The sequence below is a fragment of the Gracilibacillus saliphilus genome, assembly GCF_010994085.1.
Taxonomy (GTDB): Bacteria; Bacillota; Bacilli; order Bacillales; family Amphibacillaceae; genus Gracilibacillus; species Gracilibacillus lacisalsi.
This window is the reverse complement of the sequence record NZ_WJEB01000001.1, coordinates 1-21,387: the sequence shown is the minus strand read 5'-3', so window position 1 is coordinate 21,387 and position 21,387 is coordinate 1. Positions and strand designations below refer to the sequence as shown.

Below are 21,387 nucleotides of genomic sequence, written 5' to 3'. Positions count from 1 at the left end.
TCCCCCTTTATGCTAAGTTAATATACTGTTAATCGCTTGGTCTTCTTCATTGGTGAATGATAGATTTTCTATTGTTTTCATATTTTCAATGAGTTGCTCAACATTTCGAACACCAATTAACGCTGAAGAAACCGATTTCCTTTTTAGCACCCAAGCAATTGCCAACTGTGGAACGGATTGACCTCTGTTATCTGCTATTTCTTTTAATTGTTGTACTTTTGCTATTCTGTCGTGTGTAATCTGATCACTAGAAATCGAGTCCACGTTTTGAGCAATCCGGGAATCTTCTGGAATCCCATTTTGATATTTGGTACTTAAAAGTCCCTGAAATAACGGTTGATAAACAATTGCTCCAAGGCCTTCCTTTTCTAATAAAGGAAATAAACGCTTCTCCGGTTCTCTTAAAAACATCGAATATTGGACTTGATGCACGACAAAAGGCGTTCGGTATTGCTTGAATAAAGCAATGACCTCCTCCATAATGTCAGCTGGATAATTAGAAACACCGGCATATAAGGCTTTACCTTGTTTGACAGCAGTGTCTAACGCCGAGACCGTTTCCTCTAAAGGAGTATCAGGATCATAACGATGTGAGTAATAAATATCTACATAATCTAAGCCTAACCTATGTAAACTCTGATCCAAGCTAGCGAGCATATATTTCCTTGAACCGCCGTCACCATATGGACCAGGCCACATATCATAACCTGCTTTTGTCGCGATAATCATTTCATCACGATATGTTGCTAACTCTGTTCGCAAAATTTGGCCAAATAATGTTTCAGCACTTCCATTTGGCTCACCATAATTGTTTGCTAAATCAAAATGAGTAATACCATTATCAAAAGCAGTTAAAATAATGTCTTTTGCTTGTTGATATGGTGTGTCTTCACCAAAATTACGATACAAGCCCAATGATATAGCTGGAAGTAGTAAGCCACTATTACCACAACGGTTGTAAGTCATTGGTTGATAGCGTTCTTGATTTGCTATGTATGGCATAATCGCCCTCCTCTAATTTAGGATACCGGTTTCATTATACCACACATTTAAGTTATCGTTTACTTAAAAGACTCAAAACGTCGATTAGTTATATTATTATATAATTGTATGAAAATTGCAAACGTTTTTTTATGATATTTCCATCACAAATTCTTCTTGATAACGACTCTTTCCTGATTTTCCACATAATTATTTTTTATATAAAAGGCTTCTGCAGCTCCGCCCTTGGCTGTTAATAGATAAAGACTTTGAATATTTCTTTCCTTTAATTCATTCTCTAAATATTGAAGTAATCTAGATCCATAACCTTTGCCTTGCACTTGATTATTAACACATAATTCAGCTATATAAAAAGTTAACCCTTTATCTGATTGTTTACTGTTTCCAGCAATGAACCCGATTAAATCATCCTTTTCATATAATAGAAAGCCAAGAAATTTAGGTGTTTTCACTAAATCTATCAGTCTTTCTTTAGCGTCTTCAACTGTCCACGTCTCATTCCATGGTTCATCGTTAAAAACATTTATATATAGGTCGATGCACTGTTCTACTTTATTCATATTCATTGGTACAATTTTTTCAGCCATTTTAAACGCTCCTATCTAAATTTCTTGCAATTTTGGGGTTGATGTTTTCAAGCGTATATGATGTCCACCATTTTTGCAACATACTGATTGTACTCATCTAATAAATAATACACTAACGCAAAAAAGTAGCCCATTTTGGATGTAATCCAAAACGGAACTACTTTCTCCTACTATTTTGCTCGTTTTTCTACCGCTTCGATCCACGTTTTTGCCATCAACATATTTCCGGCACTATTCATATGAACACCATCTGTTGTCAGTCCGTATCTGCTATTTGCCGCTAAATACTGGACAAATGCTCTATGTGTAGGGACTAATACGGCCTGGTATTCATTAGCTAATTGGTTGACGATCTCCACATACTTTCTAAGTAATTGATTTCCTTCTGATTGGAGATTCTCTTCAATAACAGTTGGTTCCATTAAAATCAATTGACATGATTTTACTTGATCTAACAGCTGACGATAGGTCGCTTCAAATAATTCCGGTGATACTTGTTCCATCCCCGGATGATCTAATTGACGCCAAACATCATTAATCCCAATCGAGATCGATACAACGTCAGGCATTAAATCAGTAACATCCTGTTGCCATCGTTCTTTCATATCGATAATCCGATCGCCACCAACACCCCTGTTAAATATCTCAAAATTCTTCTCAGGTGCACTTACAAGCAAATAATCATGTAGTAGTCTTACATAACCAGTGCCAATTCCTTCTGCATCCTCATATCTTCCCCATTCCGTTATACTGTCACCGATAAAAACTATTCGTTTTCCTAGTTCCATTACCATTCTCCTTACGGTTTACTAACGAGTGTCTTTTCTTTATTATACCATTTTTTCACAATTTGCTCTGCTCTTTTACCGTAAATATCAAAATCGAGATCTTTTTTGGCATCTTCTAAAGGATAAATTTTAGTTTTCCAGTCCCACCAGAAGAACCCTGCGAACCACGGTTTATCCCAAAATACTTGAAAGACAGACTCATAAAAGTTTGCCTGTTCATCTTCATCGAAAGGTAAATGTGTATGCTCAAAATCCCAAGGCATGGTGGCACAACCTAATGCACTGCGACAACCAATTTCCATGAAAATGATCTGTTTGTTGTATTGTTGAGAAAGCTTTTCTAGCTTAACACTTATTTGTTCCCACTTTTTCACCATATTTTCTACCGAATCACCCGGCTTGCCGGCTACTGGATAATAAGCACTTGTCCCGATAAAGTCAACGGCATCAAACCATTCGACACCTTCTTCTTTTCCATGATTTGCATTATATATAATCGGTCCTTTATACAGACGTCGAACCTGTTCAATCACGAGTCGCCATCTGTCAACTTGATGTTCTGTATTTATCATTTCACAGCCAATACAGAACATTTCACATTCAAGCTCTTCTGCTAGCTCTGCATAATGTATTAAGAAATTAGTGTAGGATTTGAACCATTGATCCCAGTCACTTTCAGCTTCCTCTGGAAAACCAATTCGCGCTCTCCATATACCGTCACGACAATTCACAACCGGTTTCAAGCAAACTTTCAATCCTAATGATTTGGCCTGTTTTACCGCAAATATGATGTCACGATCTGTCATCGTATGGCCGTAATCAAAATGAATATCTGTGGAATGATACGTATCTTGCAAGGCAAAAAATGATAAAGCAATCCATTCACTGCCTGTAGCTTTTAGTTTTGTTAAGGAATCGACAGCAGCCTCTGTCTGGTAAGCTCCTCTTGTCGTATTCCAACCATATGTCATACCTTTAATAAAAATTTCCTGCATGTTACTCATCCTCAATGTGTAATATGGTAAACACTTCTTATGCTGAGTGTTCTTTCTAATTCAGCCTTTGTAAGTGTCTCTGTAAGCCTGTTTTTAGGTATTGTCACGGTTTTAGGCTCATCTTGTGATAAATCAAAGAAATTATCTGATAATACGGCGTCCTGTTCTAATTGTATTTCTACGTATTTTGTGTATGCTTTTGCACTTACTTGAATAGTAAATTGCTGATTCCCTTCCTCCACTTGGAAGTTCAATTGTGGATTTAAGAAGTCAAAATGCTTTGGCTTAGTAAAAATAACTGTGGTATTACTATAAGCCTCACCATCTATATAGAGAGTTGCTTCTAAATAGGTTTGATATTTCGTATTTTCATTAATCTCATCTGAAAAATCTAAGTATTGACAAGCTTTCGCCGATAAGCCATCGACCTTCACTTCTTTCCAACCTTCACGAATAACTCGTGATTGATTATCACGTAGTTTCCATTCAATACGGCCAGTAATTGCTTCCAAATGATCATTAGTGACATAGATGGAAGCATCTTTTTCCCCTTCTTCTATCGATAGAAGGATAGGATCATAGAATTTCTTAGCGTAATAATGTAATGCTTTCCAACGACCGTAATAATCAACACTAGACCATGAAGCTACCGGCCAACAATCATTTAATTGCCAATATAGTGATCCCATACATCTGCCTAAATTTCGTCTCCAATGCTCGACACCGTATTTAATTGCTTCCGCTTGTAACAGTTGGGAAGTGTAAAGCAGTGCATCAAAGTTTTTCGGATAAAGAAAGTTTTCGGATAAATAGTAAAGAATCATACCGTTTGCAGCATCATTTTTCTGATGTTGTTCCATTACTCTTGAGAAAATATTGCGATCTTCCGGTTTGGTGAAACTTTCTATCGTTTTCATTGATGGGAATGACTGAAAACCAAATTCAGAACAAAAACGGAAATAATAGTTTCGATAGTCTGTAAATGGTTTCTGACCATGCCATACTTCCCAATAGTGAACATCTCCAATATTCGGATCACGCGGTTTATCAAAACCTCCACCTGATGATGGTGATGAGGACCAATAAAAGGTTTGCGGATCATATTCCGCAACAATCTCAGGTAAAATGATTTCGAATAATTTGATATAATCACGGCGCCAGTCCGCTTTCTTCGGCCAACCCCAATGCTCCATGGCTTCCTCGACTTCATTATTTCCGCACCATATTCCTAGACAAGCATGATGACGAATACGCTTAATTTGATCGATTGCTTCTTGACGTACACTTTGCTCAAACTGTTCTGTTAAACGATAAACGCTACACGCAAACATAAAATCCTGCCAAACAATAATGCCGTACCTGTCACATAAATCATAGAAATAATCTTCCGGATAATGTCCACCACCCCAGACACGAATCATGTTAAAGTTGGCAGCCACTGAGTCTTGAATCAAGCGTTCTGTTCGCTCTTTCGATGTTCGTGGCAATAAATTATCTTCTGGAATATAGTTAGCACCTTTCATAAAAATCGGATAACCATTTATGATAAACTCAAATGATTTTCCCCACTCATCTGGTTCATGTTTTACTTCAATCGTTCTTAGTCCGATACTTTTTGTCAGACTATCGATTTGTTCGCCTTCCTTGTTGAGCGAAACCTCTAACGTGTATAATGATTGCTCACCATAACCGGCAGGCCACCATAGTTGTGGGTCATCAATTTCAAATAGAAAGGAATCATTTCCAACACCCTTACTTACCACTTGACCAGCAGGATCTTTTAACAATACCGTTGTTTCCCGACTGTCCATTTGATTTTCTACTGTTACATCCACCCTCACCTGTACTTGATTATTCTTGTGAATTTGATGAATCTGAATATCCTCTAATCGATTGTCGTTCCATGCTTTTAGTTCGACATCTCGCCACAAACCTAAATCGGGTATTTTCGGACCCCAGTCCCAGCCATACATACTGTGTGCTTTACGTAAGTGCTGATAACCATCTACGGCATGATCAACGCCAACTAAACGATTCTTTCTTTGCTTTTCCTCAATGTATTTTAACGGGGAGAATAGCGTGACGTGGATCTCATTTTCCCCCTCTACTAACAGTTCTTTCACATTCCATTCATAAATACGGTGCATATTTTCTGTAGTTGCTAATTTTTGCCCATTTATTGTAATTTCCGCAATGGTATCGATGCCATGAAAAGTAATCGTGACCTTCTCATGTGCAAGTAATGTCTGATCTACTTCAAATCTTTTATAAAATAGATAATCCTTATTCGCCACTTCTAATGCCTGCTCTTCATTATCACGGTAAAAAGGGTCCGCTATTTCATTCGCATCTAATAAAGTATTCATTACAGAAGCAGGCAATCTGACATGATATTCTTTCTCTGATTGTAAATCCTTCATTGTCCAATTGTCGTTAAAATTAACCTTTAGCATCATTACACCACCCTATTTATAGAAGAAGCCGTACTATCCGATAGCACGACTTCTGTTGTTTTACATCGATTGATAGAAATCTTTTATCACTTTTTCTGCCGCTTTTCCATAAACGGCATAATCATCGTCCTGGTCCGCTTGAGATTCAGGGTAAAGAATTGCTTTCCAGTCCCAAAGACCGAAACCTTTCACCCAATCACGTTTTGCTGTTTTTTCAAACATATCTTGATAAAAGGCTTTTTGCTCCTCTTGGTTAATCGCACCTTCTAGTCCCCAATCATTAGGAATTTGTGCGGAACCATCTCTGCTCGGGCAACCTGCCTCCGCAAAGAAAAACGGTTTATTGAAAGGTTTGATAATCTGCTCTATTCGATCTAACTGATTATCCCAGTCCCCTAACGGATAATAGCCACTGGAAGAAATAACGTCTACTTCATCCCACCATACTACATTTGCTTCCTGGTATTTATCTGTGTTATAGGTAATCAAACCGGAATATACTTTACGTACATCTCTGACTAAGCTGCGCCATTCTTTTTCACGACGCTCGGTCTGCACCATTTCACAGCCAACAATAAACATTTCAGCTTCTTTTTCTTCTGCTATTTTGGCATAATGCAGTTGATAATCTGTATAACTTTTAAACCAATCGCTCCATTTCGGTTCACAAGGTACGTCAATGTCAAAAAAATTAATATGGGCCCGCCAAATCCCATCAGCAGGATTGACGGTAGGCTTGATCATAACTTTTAAACCTATGCTTCGTGCATAATCAATCATATCTTTTAATTCTTCATCTGTTACCATATGTTCACCTTGATAGATCACATCGGTAGAAAAAGCTGTTTCTTGCGTCGCAGCTAAAGCAAAAATAACATAATTACTTGCTGTTCTTTCTTTCATCAATTGTAAAGACTGTTTTGCTTCTGGTTTGGTAAAATCTCCACGTTTCGCTCCCCAGCCAAACGTGAATCCTTTAATATACTCCATAAATACCTCCGTTATTTAACTGATCCTGATGTTAAGCCATTATAGATATGTTTTTGCAAGGAAATGAATGCAATAAATGTTGGAATAATGGCAAGCATAATCCCAGCACAGATAACTTCCCACTCTGACCCGTATGGCCCCTGGAATTTAAACAGTGCTGTTGAAATAACATGCAACTCTGTCTTCGGCATGTATAAGAATGGTGTATAGAAATCGTTATATACGAAAATACCTCTTACGATAATCACCGTAACAATTGCAGGTTTTAGTAACGGTAAAATGATTTTCGTATAAATGGTAAAATAAGATGCCCCATCCAGCATCGCTGATTCGTCTAGTGATACCGAGATTGAATTCATAAATTGCAAGAATATATAGATAGCGATAATGTCCGTACCTAAGTAAAGTATGATCGCTGCCCACATCGTATTAAATAAACCTAGTGCATTTACGATTTGGAATGTTGCTACTTGTGTTGTTACCCCTGGGATTAGTGTAGCTAGTAAGAATGCACCCAAAATTAATTTACTTCCTCTGAACTTAAAACGATTCAACACAAAGGCAACCATTGATCCGATAAGTGTGGTACCAATAATCGAGATCAAGAGTATAATAACGGTATTCTTAAAACCGTTTAACATGTTTCCTTCTACGAAGGCACGTTTAAAGTTTTCGAAATTCGTCCAGTCACTCGGAGGAGTTAGTGGACCAGTTGTTGTATATTCTGCACCTGTCTTAAAAGAGGCAAAAAATACAACTAAGATAGGTAATATTGCAGCAATTACTCCTAAAATTAATGACCCATACTTTAAAATGCTTCCCGCCGCATATTTCGCTTTCATCTTAATCCTCCTCCGAAAAGAATCGTTTTTGTAGGACAGTTACAATAATGACAATAAACAAGAGAATAACTGCCATCGCTGATGCAAGACCAATTTTTCCATATTTAAACGCTGTGTCTACTGTTTGAATGACAAATGTCGCACTTCCATTTGCTCCACCAGTCATGATATATGGAATTTCAAATGCACTTAAAGCACCACTGATTGCTAATACTAGATTTAAAGAAATAATGATACGGATACTTGGCATAATAATGTAGCGGAATTGTTGCCAGCGATTCGCACCATCAATTTCAGCTGCTTCATAAATTTCTCCAGAGATAGAGGAGATCGCACCTAAGAAAATAATGAAGTTAAAGCCCATGTATCGCCAGATCGATGTACCAGCTAAAGATATATTGATAATATCCGGATTACCTAGCCAATGCATGGCTAAGTCCCCTAGTCCAATCATCTGCAAGACCGTATCTAAGGCACCATCTGGTCTGAAGAAAAATAAAAACATAAACCCGATTGCTACCCCATTAAGAAGATAAGGGAAGAAAATAACCCCTTTAAAAAAGTTTTTAAATCGAACTCTAAAGCTTAATATCGTTGCAAAGTACAATGCAATCGCCATTTGTACGAATGTTGCAAAGAAATAGTACAAACTGACACCAAATACTCGGAAATACTCTGGATCTGTAAATACGGTAATGTAATTTTCCAAGCCTACAAATTCTTTGTCACTATAGCCATTCCAGTCAGTCACACTGTACCAGAACATATTGGCAACAGGTAAAAAAGAAAAAGTAGCTAGTAATGTAAGTGGTACAATTAAAAAGGAAACAATAATAATGATTCGTTGCGTTCTATAGGATAATTTGGAAAACATCTGATTGTCGCACCTCCTGGTAAAAACTAAATGAAACTGGAAGCAACTTGCATACTTCCAACATTTCATTTAATTTTCACTTTTCTCTCTATTAATCTATTATGGCAGTAGAAATAGATTGATGTTGAAAAGGAACACTATTCACCACTATTGGGTGAATAGTGTACACTTTCATCTATTATTCGTTTACAATTTTTTCATAAGCAGCAGACCAATCTTCATTCCATTTGTTCATTAAATCCTCAAATGAGTCGTCACGGTTACCAATTGCTGCTTCGATAAGGATTTGTTTTCGAGGTTCTAACCAAAGACCAACTTCCGATTCTTTGTCTATTTCATCTAATAAACCTTTTTTGCCGTCCGGAGAAGGTGTTAACATAGAGAATTGCCAACCTTCTTCTTCACCTGCTGCTAAAGCTTCTGGTAATGGAACATCTTTAGATGCACTAATACCGCCAGCTTGTTCTACAGAATAACCTGATTCATGAATAAACCAATCAACCCAAGCAAAAGCAGCTTCTTTATTTTCACTATTTTTGTTAATAGAAATATTTAAATCAGCACCTAAAGAGAAAATAGTTTCTTCTGCATCAGATGGATACGGCATAATCGCAATGTCATCCGCATTTTCTCCAGCACCTTGAACTTGTTCAAGCGCCCAAGAACCTAATACCATTGCTGCAATTTCACCATTATTCATTCTTACTTTAGAAGACTCCCAATCTGTAGTTAATGGATCTTCTTCAATTAAGCCTTGCTCAGCAAGATCATACATTAATTTATAGTGTTCATAGTGTGGATCCCCTTCATCAAATGGAGTCGGGTCATCGAGGATGTCCACATTGTAATAATCAACATCTCCAGCAGTTGTCGTTACAGCACCTTCCCATTGTGTTAACGGCCAACCATCTGCATAGTTTGTATAAAGCGGTATCGCATCTGTGTTATCTTTAATTTGTTGCATTGCATTGATAAACTCTTCTTGAGTAGATGGAATTCCTTCTACACCAGCTTCTTCAAACACTGCTTTATTATAAATAACGCCTGTGTAAGTTACGGCAATTGGAATCCCATAAACGGTGTTATCAACTGCACGTTCTTCTACACCTAGATAACTATCTTCCATTTCGTCTAATTTACCAATTGGCTCAAAGAAGTTTGGAATATCTGCAATTGGAACCTCAACTGGTAGGTATTGCACATCCCCATAGTCTTGTGTGTTCATACGTGGCATAATTTCTCCACCGTAATCGGTTAGTGCTTCAAACTCTACATTTACATTCGGATATTTTTCATTGAATTGATCTTTATAATCTTGGTAGACAGAATCTACAATATCCGTTCTGTGCGTGATGACAGTAAGGTCTCCTTCAATTTCTTCTGGATCTTTATCTTTCCAGGTTTCATAAAGTGGTGCGTCAGAGCCTGTGTCTTCACCATTGTCATTGCTAGCATCTTCACTATCTGATGAGCATCCTGCAATGATACCTACAACGATTAACATACTTGCAAAAAACACTAATAACTTTTTACTCATGTTTTTTGACCCCTTTCTCGAATTCGTTAAGTTAACGTTAAGTTAATAACAACTTAATAATAACCTGAAAACGCTTGCTAGTCAATACTTTTTTTGCTTTTTTATAAGTAATTTTTATCATATTTCATCATCCTATTTAAAATAGTACGATTATATCAACCTATATTAGGTTTCTAATGTTTTACAACAACAGGCAGACATGATTAATTTAGCGTTAAAGTTATATTGATTGATGTACAAAAAAATCCCTTGAGAAAAAACTCAAGGGTATAATCTTTCTCAAATCCTATTTTTCTAAAAACGGAGGCGAAAATTTGATAAAGCTCGTTGTGATACCACAGCCATATATACAAGGAGCTAGTGCGATAAATGCAACAAGGTTCCAAGTAAATAAAAAGGACAAGATCACTACTATAAACAATATATATATGGATCTTAACGGATATTTAATGGAAGAAACAAAAGCTAACGCCAATAATTTTTTCCACGCTTTAATACCCTTAGTCAGATAATACAATATAAAAGTATAGTTAATCACAAATAGAATCATAAAGTAGACAATAACTATGACCAATGCAAGACTAAACGAATGGTCAGATCTGTTCGCAAAAAATAAGGCCGTATAACTTAAAATCACAAACATCCCACTTAAGAAAGAAGCAAAATAATACGATTGATAGCTTTGATAATTTTCTTTGAACAATAATCCGATATCTTCTGGATTTTCATGGATTAGAAATTGCTCACTCGTCTTCAGCAATGATACAGTTGCCGGTATAAAACTGTAAATAACGACTCCTTTTAGCAGGTAAAGCCAATAATAAAAGCTGATTAAAAAAAGTTTATAACAAAACTGAAATACTTTTTGAATGGAACCACTCATCCCTCATCATCCTTTGTCTACATTTCAACAGAAAAACTATTAACCACACTAGATCCCACGAGCATTTATAGAACGGACATTTAGTGCCTTATTTGAATGAAAACCAGCTATTTTTCGATGTTAGCGGACATCGAATTCCTTATTTATTTCATTTCGGCCTCCATTAGCCCTATTTTCGATGAATAGCGGAATAGATGTCCACTGACAGCCTAAAAAAGCCACTTTTATCCCAAATAACTGAACAAATGTCTATACTTAGCTCCCCTAGGTTTTATTAGAGGGTAATCTCCTCAAACTTTCTGTCTTTGCAAACAAAACCAAGGCAATCACCTTGGTTTTGTTTGTTTATTTAATCGCTTTTACTGAATCGCGGTAGATAATTTTACCTTTTACTGCGACTCTTCCGAATTTCACTTCCGGATTATCCATTTTATCGCATATAAATTTAACCGTGTTTTTAGCCATTTCTTCGATATCTACTTCTACGGTTGTTAGGTGAGGCGTTGTCAGTGTGGCATAGATATCATTATCGAATCCGACCACCGAGCAATCTTCTGGTACCCGATATCCTTCTTTATTTAGTCTTTCGATAAGTAAATGTGCTACTTGATCACAGTTACAAACGAAAGCGGTTGGCATTTGATCGGGTAAATCCATTTCGATAAAAGCTCCCCGCTCATCCCGATCACTAATAACATATTCCTGTTTCAAATGAATTTTATGTTCTAACAATGACTTATAATATCCAAGAAAACGGTCCTGAATACTACTTGTAGAAAAAAGATTGCCGACATAGGCAACTTCTTTGTGCCCCTGTTGAATTAATGAATTCGTAATCTCATAAGCTCCATAAAAGTTATCGGTAATGACTGCATCTACATTATCATTCTCGTCATAGAAATCGAGGAAAACTAAAGGCATTTCAACACTTTGCATTAATTCTATATATTCTTTGCTAGGTTGTCCAAGCATAATGAAGCCATCTACTCTACGCTCGTGATAAATGCGTGGCAACTTTAACTGATCTTCGTCTTCATCAGGTAAAATATGAATAATGCCGTAATAACCACGGTCTTCTAAGATCTGCGCAATCGCTTGATATACTTTTAAATAAAAAGATTGCGTCATTCCTGTATAACGTTCAGGGATAATAACACACACATTATATGACTTACCATCTTTCATTGATTTCGCCATCGTATTGTATCGATATCCCATTCTATCCGCTAATGTTTTAATTTTTTCTTTTAATTCTTCACTGACACCTTCTTTGTCGTTCAGCGCTTTAGAAACTGTGACACTGCTAACATTTAATTTTTCAGCGATATCTTTCATCGTGACATTTGACTTCATTTTGTTCACCCCATACTCTTACTTCACATTTCATCTATCATAACATTTTTAAAGAAAAATTACTTAATAATTTAACTTAATTCGTGTTTATTTTACTCTAATCGATATGAAGAGAAAAAGGTGAACCAAGATGTCACCCTTTTAGTAATGCTTCATTATGTTCGATTAACACTTTACGTTGTTGTGCATTTTCTAGAGACCGATACGGATCTTCAGGTGTATGGAACGTGTAATCTACTAATTGGCCTACAGTTGTTTTAGCCACATGAATTCTCGTATCACTAGATGCATAGTAAACAAAAACTTCATTTTCTTCATTAACGACTGCACCATTACAGAAAATAACGTTAGACACATCACCTGTGCGCTCGTCATCGTATGGCGCAATGAAATGACCACCTGGTAACGCAATGAGTTTCGTAGGATCTTCTAAACTCGTTGCAAAGGTATAGAGAACATAACGTAAGCCAGCCGCGGTATTACGAACACCATGGGCAATATGAATCCAACCTTTATCTGTTTTAATCGGTGCAGGCCCTTGTCCGTTTTTGACTTCATAAATCGTATGATACTTTTTCCCGTGAATCACTTGTTCCTCTTGAATAATTGGGTTTGTAATATCTTCTGTTAATCCAAATGCAATTCCTCCGCCCGATCCCGTTGAAATAAAACCGTCTTGCGGTCGAGTATAGAAGGCATATTGTCCATCAACAAATTCAGGATGTAATACGACATTTCGCTGTTGAGGTGACGGTGTCTTTATATTCGGCAAACGTTCCCAGTTCTTGAGATCATTCGTACGAACAAGACCTGCTTGTGCTACTGCACTGGATGTGTCAAATTCATCTGCATCCGCATCCTTGCTCTCCGAACAATAAATACCATAAATCCAGCCATCTTCATGCTTCACTAATCGCATATCGTACATATTAGTTTCTTCTTGATCAATATCATCCCAAACTAGTGGAGTATCAATAAATCGGAATTGATCGACACCATTGTCACTTACTGCTAAAGCAAAAATTGATTTACGATCCAACCCTTCTAACCTCACTACCATGTAATATTTCCCTTCGTGATAGATCGCACCAGGATTAAACGTCGCATTAACACCTAAACGTTCCATAAAGAATGGATTCGTTTCCTTATTCAAATCAAAACGCCAATGGAGTGGCACATGATGTCTCGTTATGGCCGGATATTGATATTTCGTATAAACACCATTATAAAATTGCTTGTTTTCTGGATTTTCACGTTGAATTAATCGTTCTTGTTCCTCCAAAAGCTGATAGTATTTTTCATGAATCATGACTGCTTCACCCTTTCGATAAATTCTAAACAAAATCTACTATTATGGTAAGATGTCTTCCACGGTTCTCCGATTGCTCTTTCTGTTGGCTTGCCATCAGGCTCTATCGACCAATACCATTCTCCATTTTCACGATTATCGACTATATGTTTTTTAATATAGTCCCAAAGATTCTCCATTAATTGTTTAAATTTCGGATCTTGTGTATGTTCAAATGCATTTAAATAGCCGACCATCGCTTCTGCTTGTACCCACCAAATTCTCGTTTCATCATAATGGTCATCAACCTGTTCGTTGATTAATGAACCATCTGCCTGCATCGCATATGCAGCAATGTTATACGCAATATCGAGCACCATTTGATCAAACCTTTTATCATTTATCCCTATTGTTTTAATGGTTTCATCCATCAACCAGCTCGCTTCAATATCATGGCCGAATGATTTCATATTGACTAATGAATTCCATTGCTTATCGAAAAAAACGCCTAAAAAATTGGTATCTTGGTTATAAATCTTCTGATAATGCACTTCTAACAAATCTAGTAATCTTTGTTTTAATGCATCCGTAGGGTTTGCTTTATACAAATTGGTATACGCTTCCAATACATGAATATGTGTATTCATTGTAATTTCTGCAACGACACCATTTTCACTTAACATTTCGTTTGATACCGGATTCCAACATTGATCGAACTCTTCACCATAAGCACGATTTTCCAGGTCATAGCCCTTCTCTTCAATTAAATGATAGATTTCATTTGCCAAAGCTAATGCTTCCTCTAATTTCGTGACTCGATAATATTCACTTAATGCATAGATCGCAAATGATTGGGCGTATACATGCTTTCTTTTATCTTTCGGTTGCCCTTGATAATCCACTAACCAATAGATGCCTAGATGTTCCTGATCATATAGTTTGTCACGAAGAAAGTGATAAAGGTGATGAGCATGCTCTAAGTATTCTTCTTTCCCAGTAACTCGATATGCAGCTGAAAAAGTCCAGAGGAATCTTGCTGTCGCAATCCCTCCCTTATCTGCTTGCTTATTAATTTCTAAATGATAGTCTACTTCCCCATAAAAACCTCCATGTTGCTCATCCTTCAACTGCATCCAAAACGGGAGGATTTTCTGTTCTAAATGTTGTTGAATTTCGTCTGTCAGCTTTTTCATAAATGAAACCCCCTCTTTATGTTTATCGTTAACTTAATAAATTAATAATAATTAACTTAATGTTGTTTGTCAATTACTTACTTAAATTGAACTTCGATTCAACTCATTCAAAAAGCCAGCAAAAGAACAAAATCTTTCACCGGCTTTGATTTATACTTTAAATTTTGCAAAGGTTTCTTCTAATTCATGCGCCATAGATGCTAATTCTTGCGAGGAAGCAAGTAATTGTTGCATGGCTGCATTTTGTTGTTCTGAACCTGCCGCAATTTGCTCGATACTTTCTGCTGACTTTTCCGAGATTTCTTGAATATTGGTAGTTGCCGCACTTACTTGATCTATTTTGTCATTTGTTATGTCAATCGTTTGACTAGCTTGCTGATTATGGTTATTTAACATTTGAATCGAGCCTGATAAGTGGTCAAATACCGTACCTACCTTTTTGACTTTTTCTACTCCTTGATTAACCGATTCTGTACTCATTTCCATCACTTCTACTGCTTGACCGGTATCTTCAATCGAAGTAGCAATTAATGACTGAATATTCTCCGTGGCCTCTGCCGTTTGCTCAGCAAGTTTACGAACTTCGTCTGCAACAACTGCAAATCCTTTGCCATGTTCACCTGCTCTAGCAGCCTCTATCGTCGCATTAAGTGCTAATAAATTGGTTTGCGACGAAATAGAATGAATCATATCTACAATACTGCTAATCTTAGAAGAATGTTCACTTAATGAGTTAATAATGGTTGCTATTTCGTCCACTTGCCTTTTAACCATATCCATCTGCTCTACCGTATCTGTTACATCATGGGTTCCATTCTCAATCTCCTGTTTCGTTTCCTTACTTAAGCGAATCGCTTCTTGCATCGTTGTGGTAACTTCCGCCCAAGATTTTTTCATCTCTTCCATTATCTCTGTCGATTTTTGAACGGTTTGAACTTGCTCTTCACTACCATTCGCTATATCTACCATCGTAGTAGTGATCTGAGTATTTACATCCGTTGTTTCTTCCGCATTTTCTCTTAAGGCTTTCGACATATTCGTTACTGTTTCGGTTGTTTCTAATAATCGGACAATCGAACGTTGCAAATGATCAGCCATTTGATTCATTGCATTTTGGATAACTGCAATCTCATCTTTACCTTCCACTTCGATTCGTTCAACCGTTAAATCACCATCTCCTAACCGTTTCGCAAACAACGCCAATCTTGCAAACCTGGTGGACATTCTTTTATTTACGACTACTAGAATAACAATAGAACTAACTAAAACAAATACAACAAGTGCAACCACTACAATCATGGTGATGGTGGACTGTTTTTGTATATTGTCTTGTAAGGCACTTCGTTCAGACAACATCAATTCCTTTAACTCCATTAGTTCATCGATCGTATAATTGCGGAGTGTTGTTGTTTTTTTATGTAAATCAGTCTGAACAAAAATGTCTACTCTTTCTCCGTTGTCTCGATATTCGGCAGTTTTGGGTATGATTTCATCAAAAAATAATTGATCCATTTGGTCATTATAATCTAACACTTTCTCATATATTTTTTGTTGTTCATTTGTTTCTAATTCTGCTTCAATCATTTCCACAGAAGTTAAAAATGCATCTCCTTCTGCCTGATAATCTTCAACCGTGGTGGTTGGATGCTGCTCCGTTAAAATATCAGAAATAATAATCGATTTTTGCTTAAAGATCGAAGCTACCTCCACTATTTCTATCGATGCATCACTTTTTTCATCTACTGCTCGTGATTCTTTTAACACCCCATTCATCGATAAAATCGTAATCAATAAAGAGAGGACAAATAACACTAAAACACCAGTAAACAATAAGCCATATTTTTGTCCCACTTTACGATCTGTCAGAAAATGACGATTCCAACGTATTTTTTTTAGATTCCATTTCGGCAACGATATCTTTTTCCATCTTCTTTTCATATGAATCCCCTTTCATCTTATAAAGAAAACCTACCATCAGTGAGGTTTCATTATTCTACTCACTGATGGTTAGCAACACTTATCAGGTCTTCACAGGCAACACAGATGCGTCAGGAAATCTGGACTGCTTCTGAAGCCATTTTTATTTGATAGAATTCCCCTTGTTTCTCTACTAATTCGTCATACGTTCCCATTTCTATGCATTGGCCATTTTTCATCACGACGATACGGTCTGCATCTCGAATTGTTGATAAACGATGCGCTACGATAAAGGTTGTTTTCCCTTTAATTAATTCCTGCATGGCATCCTGAATTAATTTTTCTGAGACGTTATCTAATGCGGACGTTGCTTCATCCAAAATGACCATTTGCGGTTTACGAATAAATGCTCTAGCAATGGCAATCCGTTGCCTTTGGCCACCTGACATCCGATCACCGTGTTCCCCGATTTTTGTTTCCAAACCATCTGGTAATTCATCGATGATATCTTGCAAATTAGCCATTTGAACCGCTTGTTGTACCTCTTCTTCTGTAACTTCTGCTAAACCATACGTGATATTTTCACGGATCGATCCCGAGAAAAGAATCGTGTTTTGTGGCACTACAGCGATCTTCTTTCGGAAGCTTCTCATACTTAAATCATCCATCACGACGTCATCTATTAAGATCCTTCCATTACTAGGCCGATAAAACCCGGTTACTAGATTCAAAATAGTAGATTTACCTGCTCCCGACTCCCCAACGAAAGCAATCGTTTCTCCTGGTTTTACTTCAAGCTGAAAGTCTGTTAATACATGTTTATCTGAATCGCGATATTTGAAATAAACATGGTCAAAGTCTACCTTACCGTCTAATTGCTTCAGCTTCGTCTTCCCCTGGTATTCCTGTGTTTCCTTCGCAAAAAGGATTTCTGAGATCGAATGAACGGACTCAAAGCCTTTTGCTAATTGAGGATAAATGTTAATTACGCCAGATATAGACATTAAAATTTGCGTGAAATATGTCTGGTATAACACGACATCTCCAATCGGTATTTGTCCTTGATAAGCAAGGTAAACAGTAAAAAGTAAACATAAAACTTGAAACAGTTGAAATGCTACCCAGTTACTCGCTCCAAAGAATGCCTCCGTAATATCCAAACGATAACCTTTGCCACGAACATGATGTAATAAAGAATCTACTTTATTAATCTCTACTTTTTCTAACCCATGCGCTCGTGTTACTGGGATCATCTCTACTGTTTCCGCAACTTGACCAGACATTTCTTCTACTTGCTCCCGGAATTCCCTGTTTCGTTTTGTTAGCTTCCCACGGAAAAAATAAACAATCAAAATCGAAATCGGTATTGCCACCAAAAAGAAGGATGTCACGGTCCAACTTCTATTCGCCGTTACTGCAATTGCCACAATCACATTCATAAATGCCGGCAAGACACCCATCATCGTTTGCTTGGACATAATCTCGATCATTTCAACGTCACGCAAAACTTTTGCCTGTAACTTACCAGACCTTAATTCACTGTGAAAAGAAATGGAGAGATGTTGTAATTTTCGAATTAACGTACTTCTCAAACCAGCTTCTACGTGGCGAATCGCCTTACTCATAAAACTGATATGCAAAATTTGACTCGGCAAATTTTGAATAATAACAATGGTTAATACGATAATATTCATCCATAAATAACGAACGTCATAACTACTTGGATCAGATGCAAAATTGATTAGGTTTGCCGTTACAATCGGCAGAATCCAAACCGGTGAATGCTTTAACAAAAAGAAAATAAATGAGACAAATAATTTCAGATAATGGCCTCGGTACATGACATGTAACGTTCGAAACAGTCGTCCTTTTATATCTTGTTGTTCTTCAAATCGCTTTTCAAAGTCTAAGGAAATACCATTTTTGCTAGACACATAATCCCTCCTATATATTTATATCGGATCATAACTTAATCCATTAAGTAATATATTAAAACTTTTTGCTTTTAATTGTCTATATATTTATCTTATTCTACTATTCTACTTTGACAACAACCTGTGAATTTATTATATTATAATAAGTAAACGTTAACTTATTTACGAAAAAGGGAGGAAAAATATCATGCCAATCCAAGTGAACCAGGAGCAATTAGAATTTCATCTATATAACGACAGTGTAAGTTATATTTTCCGTGTATTAGAAAAAAGCCGCCAACTTGAACATTTGTATTTTGGAAAGCGAATTCATCATAGGGAATCATTCACCCACTTAATTGAACGAGAAATTCGCCCATCAACCAATATGTTTGAAGGTGATCATACTTCCTCGATGGAACATATTAAACAGGAGTATCCAAGTTATGGATCAACAGATTTTCGTTACCCTGCTCATGCAATTTTAAGAGAGGATGGCAGTCATATTACGAACTTCACTTATGATAGCTATCGCATCATAAAAGGAAAGAAGACGTTAGCGAACTTACCTGCTACATATGTAGAAAATGAGGAGGAAGCTGATACACTCGAAATCGAATTAGTAGATGATGTATTGCGATGTCGATTAATTCTTTCTTATACTATTTATCAAAATCGGAGTGTGATCGCCCGAAATGCGAAATTCATCAATGAAGGTACAGAAACTTATTATCTTGATCAGGCAATGAGTATGAATGTTGATTTAGCTGATGACCAATTTGATATGGTGCATTTACAAGGCGCTTGGGCAAGAGAAGGACATGTTGAAACAAAACGGTTATCGAAAGGGATTCAATCGATCTATTCAAACCGTGGTGCAAGCAGCCATGTTTTCAATCCATTTTTCGCATTAAAGCGACTGAACGCGAATGAGCATCAAGGGGAAGTCTACGGTTTCAGTCTCGTTTACAGTGGAAACTTCTTAGCTCAAGTAGAAGTAGACACTTATAATGTAAGCCGCGTTAACATGGGAATTAATCCTTATCGTTTTAAATGGAAATTAGCGAGTAGTGAAAGCTTCCAAACCCCTGAGTGTGTCATGGTTTATTCTGATCAAGGATTAAACGGGATGAGTCAAACCTTCCATAAACTTTATCGCGAACGGCTAGTAAGGGGGCATTGGCGAGACAAAGTTCGTCCTATCCTGATTAATAATTGGGAAGCAACGTATTTCGATTTTAATGAAGATAAAGTTCTAGACATTGCCAAAACAGCACGCAACTTAGGCATCGAATTATTTGTTCTCGATGATGGCTGGTTCGGAAAACGTGATGATGACACAAGTTCACTTGGAGACTGGTTTGAATACGAAGAAAAATTACCAAATGGGATTGATGGCTTAAGTGAAAAAGTAGAAGCATTAGACATGCAATTTGGTCTTTGGTTTGAACCTGAAATGGTGTGTAAAGATACCAAACTATTCGAAGAACACCCTGACTGGATTCTCTCTACACCTGAACGAAGAGCCTCACATGGTCGAAACCAATTTGTATTAGACTTTACTCGTGGTGAGGTAGTTGATTATATTTTTGATTTAATGGATAAGATTATTTCGAAATCCAAAATTTCCTATATCAAATGGGATATGAACCGGCATATTACCGAAGCATTTTCCCAAAGTCTGCCTGCTGATCAACAAGGGGAAGTGTTCCATCGTTATATTTTAGGTGTTTATGACTTATATGAACGTCTAATCAAGAAATATCCTGAAATCCTTTTTGAATCATGTGCCGGTGGTGGTGCCAGATTTGATCCGGGTATGTTATATTACGCACCACAAACTTGGACAAGTGATGATACCGATGCAGTCGAGCGTTTGAAAATACAATATGGTACATCTATGGTCTATCCGTTAAGTGCAATCGGAAGTCATGTTTCCGCCATTCCCAATCACCAAGTTGGACGGCACGCTTCGCTTGATACTCGTGCAGCTGTCGCTTATTTCGGTACTTTTGGCTACGAGTTGGATATTACGAAACTGACAGAAACGGAACAACAAAAGGTAAAAGAACAAGTTGCTTTCTTTAAAGAAAAAAGAGCCTTAATTAGAGATGGGGAATTTTACCGACTATCCACTCCATTTGAAAATAATGAAACAACATGGATGGTGGTAAATGAAGAAAAATCCGAAGCATTAGTTGGTTATTATAAAGTACTGGCAAAACCGAACGAGGCATATAACCGCGTCAAATTAACCGGGCTAGATCCTGATAGATTGTATGAAGTAAATGGCGAAACGACGTATTATGGTAGTGAACTGATGAATATCGGAATTATCCTAGCAGGTAATTACATTGACCGTGCTGATGAATATTGGGGACAGGAGCATCCTGGGGATTATCAATCGCGTTTGTTTCATTTAAAGGCGTTGTCATAATTAGCAATCGTTCAAAAGCTTAGGGATAATTGATCTCTAAGCTTTTTTCTTAAATACAGTTAAAAGTCTAAAACCTAAGTATCCACCTAATGTATTTAGAATAATATCATCTACGTCAAAAACACCTAATTGAGTAACAAGTTGCATGATTTCAATCGCTAAACTGAATGAAAAAGTGATACCAATTATTAAAAGCGATTCTTTTAGCTTTGTCGATAATATTGGAAGCAAAATTCCGAGGGGCACAAATACCCAGATATTGCCAAAGGTATTATAAAACCATTTAGTTGGACTATAACTATTATAAGTGAACTACTCCCACCACTTACCACCCT

16 protein-coding genes and 1 pseudogene are annotated in these 21,387 nt (G+C 36.9%); 1 reads left to right on the top strand and 16 read right to left on the bottom strand.

Features of this window, described 5'->3' with window-relative positions:
- Nucleotides 1-12: 12 nt before the first annotated feature.
- The 15 genes from GHT08_RS00085 to GHT08_RS00015 form a co-directional block, all read right to left on the bottom strand.
- Entirely contained in the window at nucleotides 13-1,002 is a 990-nt protein-coding gene (locus GHT08_RS00085) for an aldo/keto reductase (RefSeq protein ID WP_163578855.1), read from the bottom strand.
- A gap of 143 nt (nucleotides 1,003-1,145) precedes the next feature.
- A complete protein-coding gene (locus tag GHT08_RS00080; RefSeq protein WP_163578854.1) occupies nucleotides 1,146-1,589 on the bottom strand; it encodes a GNAT family N-acetyltransferase in 444 nt (147 codons plus the stop codon).
- Between the two features lie 170 nt (nucleotides 1,590-1,759).
- A complete protein-coding gene (locus tag GHT08_RS00075) occupies nucleotides 1,760-2,377 on the bottom strand; it encodes an SGNH/GDSL hydrolase family protein (protein WP_163578853.1) in 618 nt (205 codons plus the stop codon).
- Nucleotides 2,378-2,388: 11 nt separating this feature from the next.
- On the bottom strand, nucleotides 2,389-3,372 hold the full coding sequence (locus GHT08_RS00070; protein ID WP_193568268.1) for a glycoside hydrolase family 113: 984 nt from the start codon (nucleotides 3,370-3,372) through the stop codon (nucleotides 2,389-2,391).
- Between the two features lie 11 nt (nucleotides 3,373-3,383).
- Entirely contained in the window at nucleotides 3,384-5,825 is a 2,442-nt protein-coding gene (locus tag GHT08_RS00065) for a beta-mannosidase (protein WP_163578852.1), read from the bottom strand.
- A 60-nt stretch (nucleotides 5,826-5,885) separates the two neighbouring features.
- The gene (locus GHT08_RS00060) at nucleotides 5,886-6,815 is read right to left on the bottom strand and encodes a glycoside hydrolase family 113 (protein ID WP_163578851.1); all 930 of its coding nucleotides are present in this window, start codon (nucleotides 6,813-6,815) and stop codon (nucleotides 5,886-5,888) included.
- Between the two features lie 11 nt (nucleotides 6,816-6,826).
- Nucleotides 6,827-7,657: a carbohydrate ABC transporter permease gene (locus tag GHT08_RS00055; RefSeq protein ID WP_163578850.1), complete on the bottom strand. Its 831-nt coding sequence runs from the start codon at nucleotides 7,655-7,657 to the stop codon at nucleotides 6,827-6,829.
- A gap of 1 nt (nucleotide 7,658) precedes the next feature.
- Nucleotides 7,659-8,531: a carbohydrate ABC transporter permease gene (locus tag GHT08_RS00050; RefSeq protein ID WP_018931186.1), complete on the bottom strand. Its 873-nt coding sequence runs from the start codon at nucleotides 8,529-8,531 to the stop codon at nucleotides 7,659-7,661.
- A 178-nt stretch (nucleotides 8,532-8,709) separates the two neighbouring features.
- Complete coding sequence (locus GHT08_RS00045; RefSeq protein WP_163578849.1) at nucleotides 8,710-10,068, bottom strand: ABC transporter substrate-binding protein; 1,359 nt, start codon at nucleotides 10,066-10,068, stop codon at nucleotides 8,710-8,712.
- 286 nt (nucleotides 10,069-10,354) lie between these two features.
- Entirely contained in the window at nucleotides 10,355-10,951 is a 597-nt protein-coding gene (locus GHT08_RS00040; RefSeq protein ID WP_163578848.1) for a DUF624 domain-containing protein, read from the bottom strand.
- 345 nt (nucleotides 10,952-11,296) lie between these two features.
- The gene (locus GHT08_RS00035) at nucleotides 11,297-12,304 is read right to left on the bottom strand and encodes a LacI family DNA-binding transcriptional regulator (protein WP_163578847.1); all 1,008 of its coding nucleotides are present in this window, start codon (nucleotides 12,302-12,304) and stop codon (nucleotides 11,297-11,299) included.
- A 133-nt stretch (nucleotides 12,305-12,437) separates the two neighbouring features.
- Complete coding sequence (locus GHT08_RS00030; RefSeq protein ID WP_163578846.1) at nucleotides 12,438-13,613, bottom strand: glycoside hydrolase family 130 protein; 1,176 nt, start codon at nucleotides 13,611-13,613, stop codon at nucleotides 12,438-12,440.
- A complete protein-coding gene (locus GHT08_RS00025) occupies nucleotides 13,610-14,785 on the bottom strand; it encodes an AGE family epimerase/isomerase (protein WP_163578845.1) in 1,176 nt (391 codons plus the stop codon). Before GHT08_RS00025 ends, GHT08_RS00030 begins: the two co-directional genes overlap by 4 nt.
- Before the next feature lie 150 nt (nucleotides 14,786-14,935).
- Nucleotides 14,936-16,723, bottom strand: coding sequence for a methyl-accepting chemotaxis protein (locus GHT08_RS00020; RefSeq protein WP_163578844.1), 1,788 nt, complete (start codon nucleotides 16,721-16,723; stop codon nucleotides 14,936-14,938).
- Between the two features lie 110 nt (nucleotides 16,724-16,833).
- Nucleotides 16,834-18,636: an ABC transporter ATP-binding protein gene (locus GHT08_RS00015; protein ID WP_163578843.1), complete on the bottom strand. Its 1,803-nt coding sequence runs from the start codon at nucleotides 18,634-18,636 to the stop codon at nucleotides 16,834-16,836.
- Nucleotides 18,637-18,823: 187 nt separating this feature from the next.
- Between GHT08_RS00015 and GHT08_RS00010 the strand changes: the two genes are divergently transcribed.
- Entirely contained in the window at nucleotides 18,824-21,052 is a 2,229-nt protein-coding gene (locus GHT08_RS00010) for an alpha-galactosidase (protein ID WP_163578842.1), read from the top strand.
- A gap of 36 nt (nucleotides 21,053-21,088) precedes the next feature.
- On the opposite strand, the pseudogene GHT08_RS22530 reads toward GHT08_RS00010, so the two are convergent.
- A pseudogene (locus GHT08_RS22530) lies at nucleotides 21,089-21,325 on the bottom strand (VanZ family protein); the annotation flags it as partial.
- Nucleotides 21,326-21,387 lie beyond the last annotated feature (62 nt).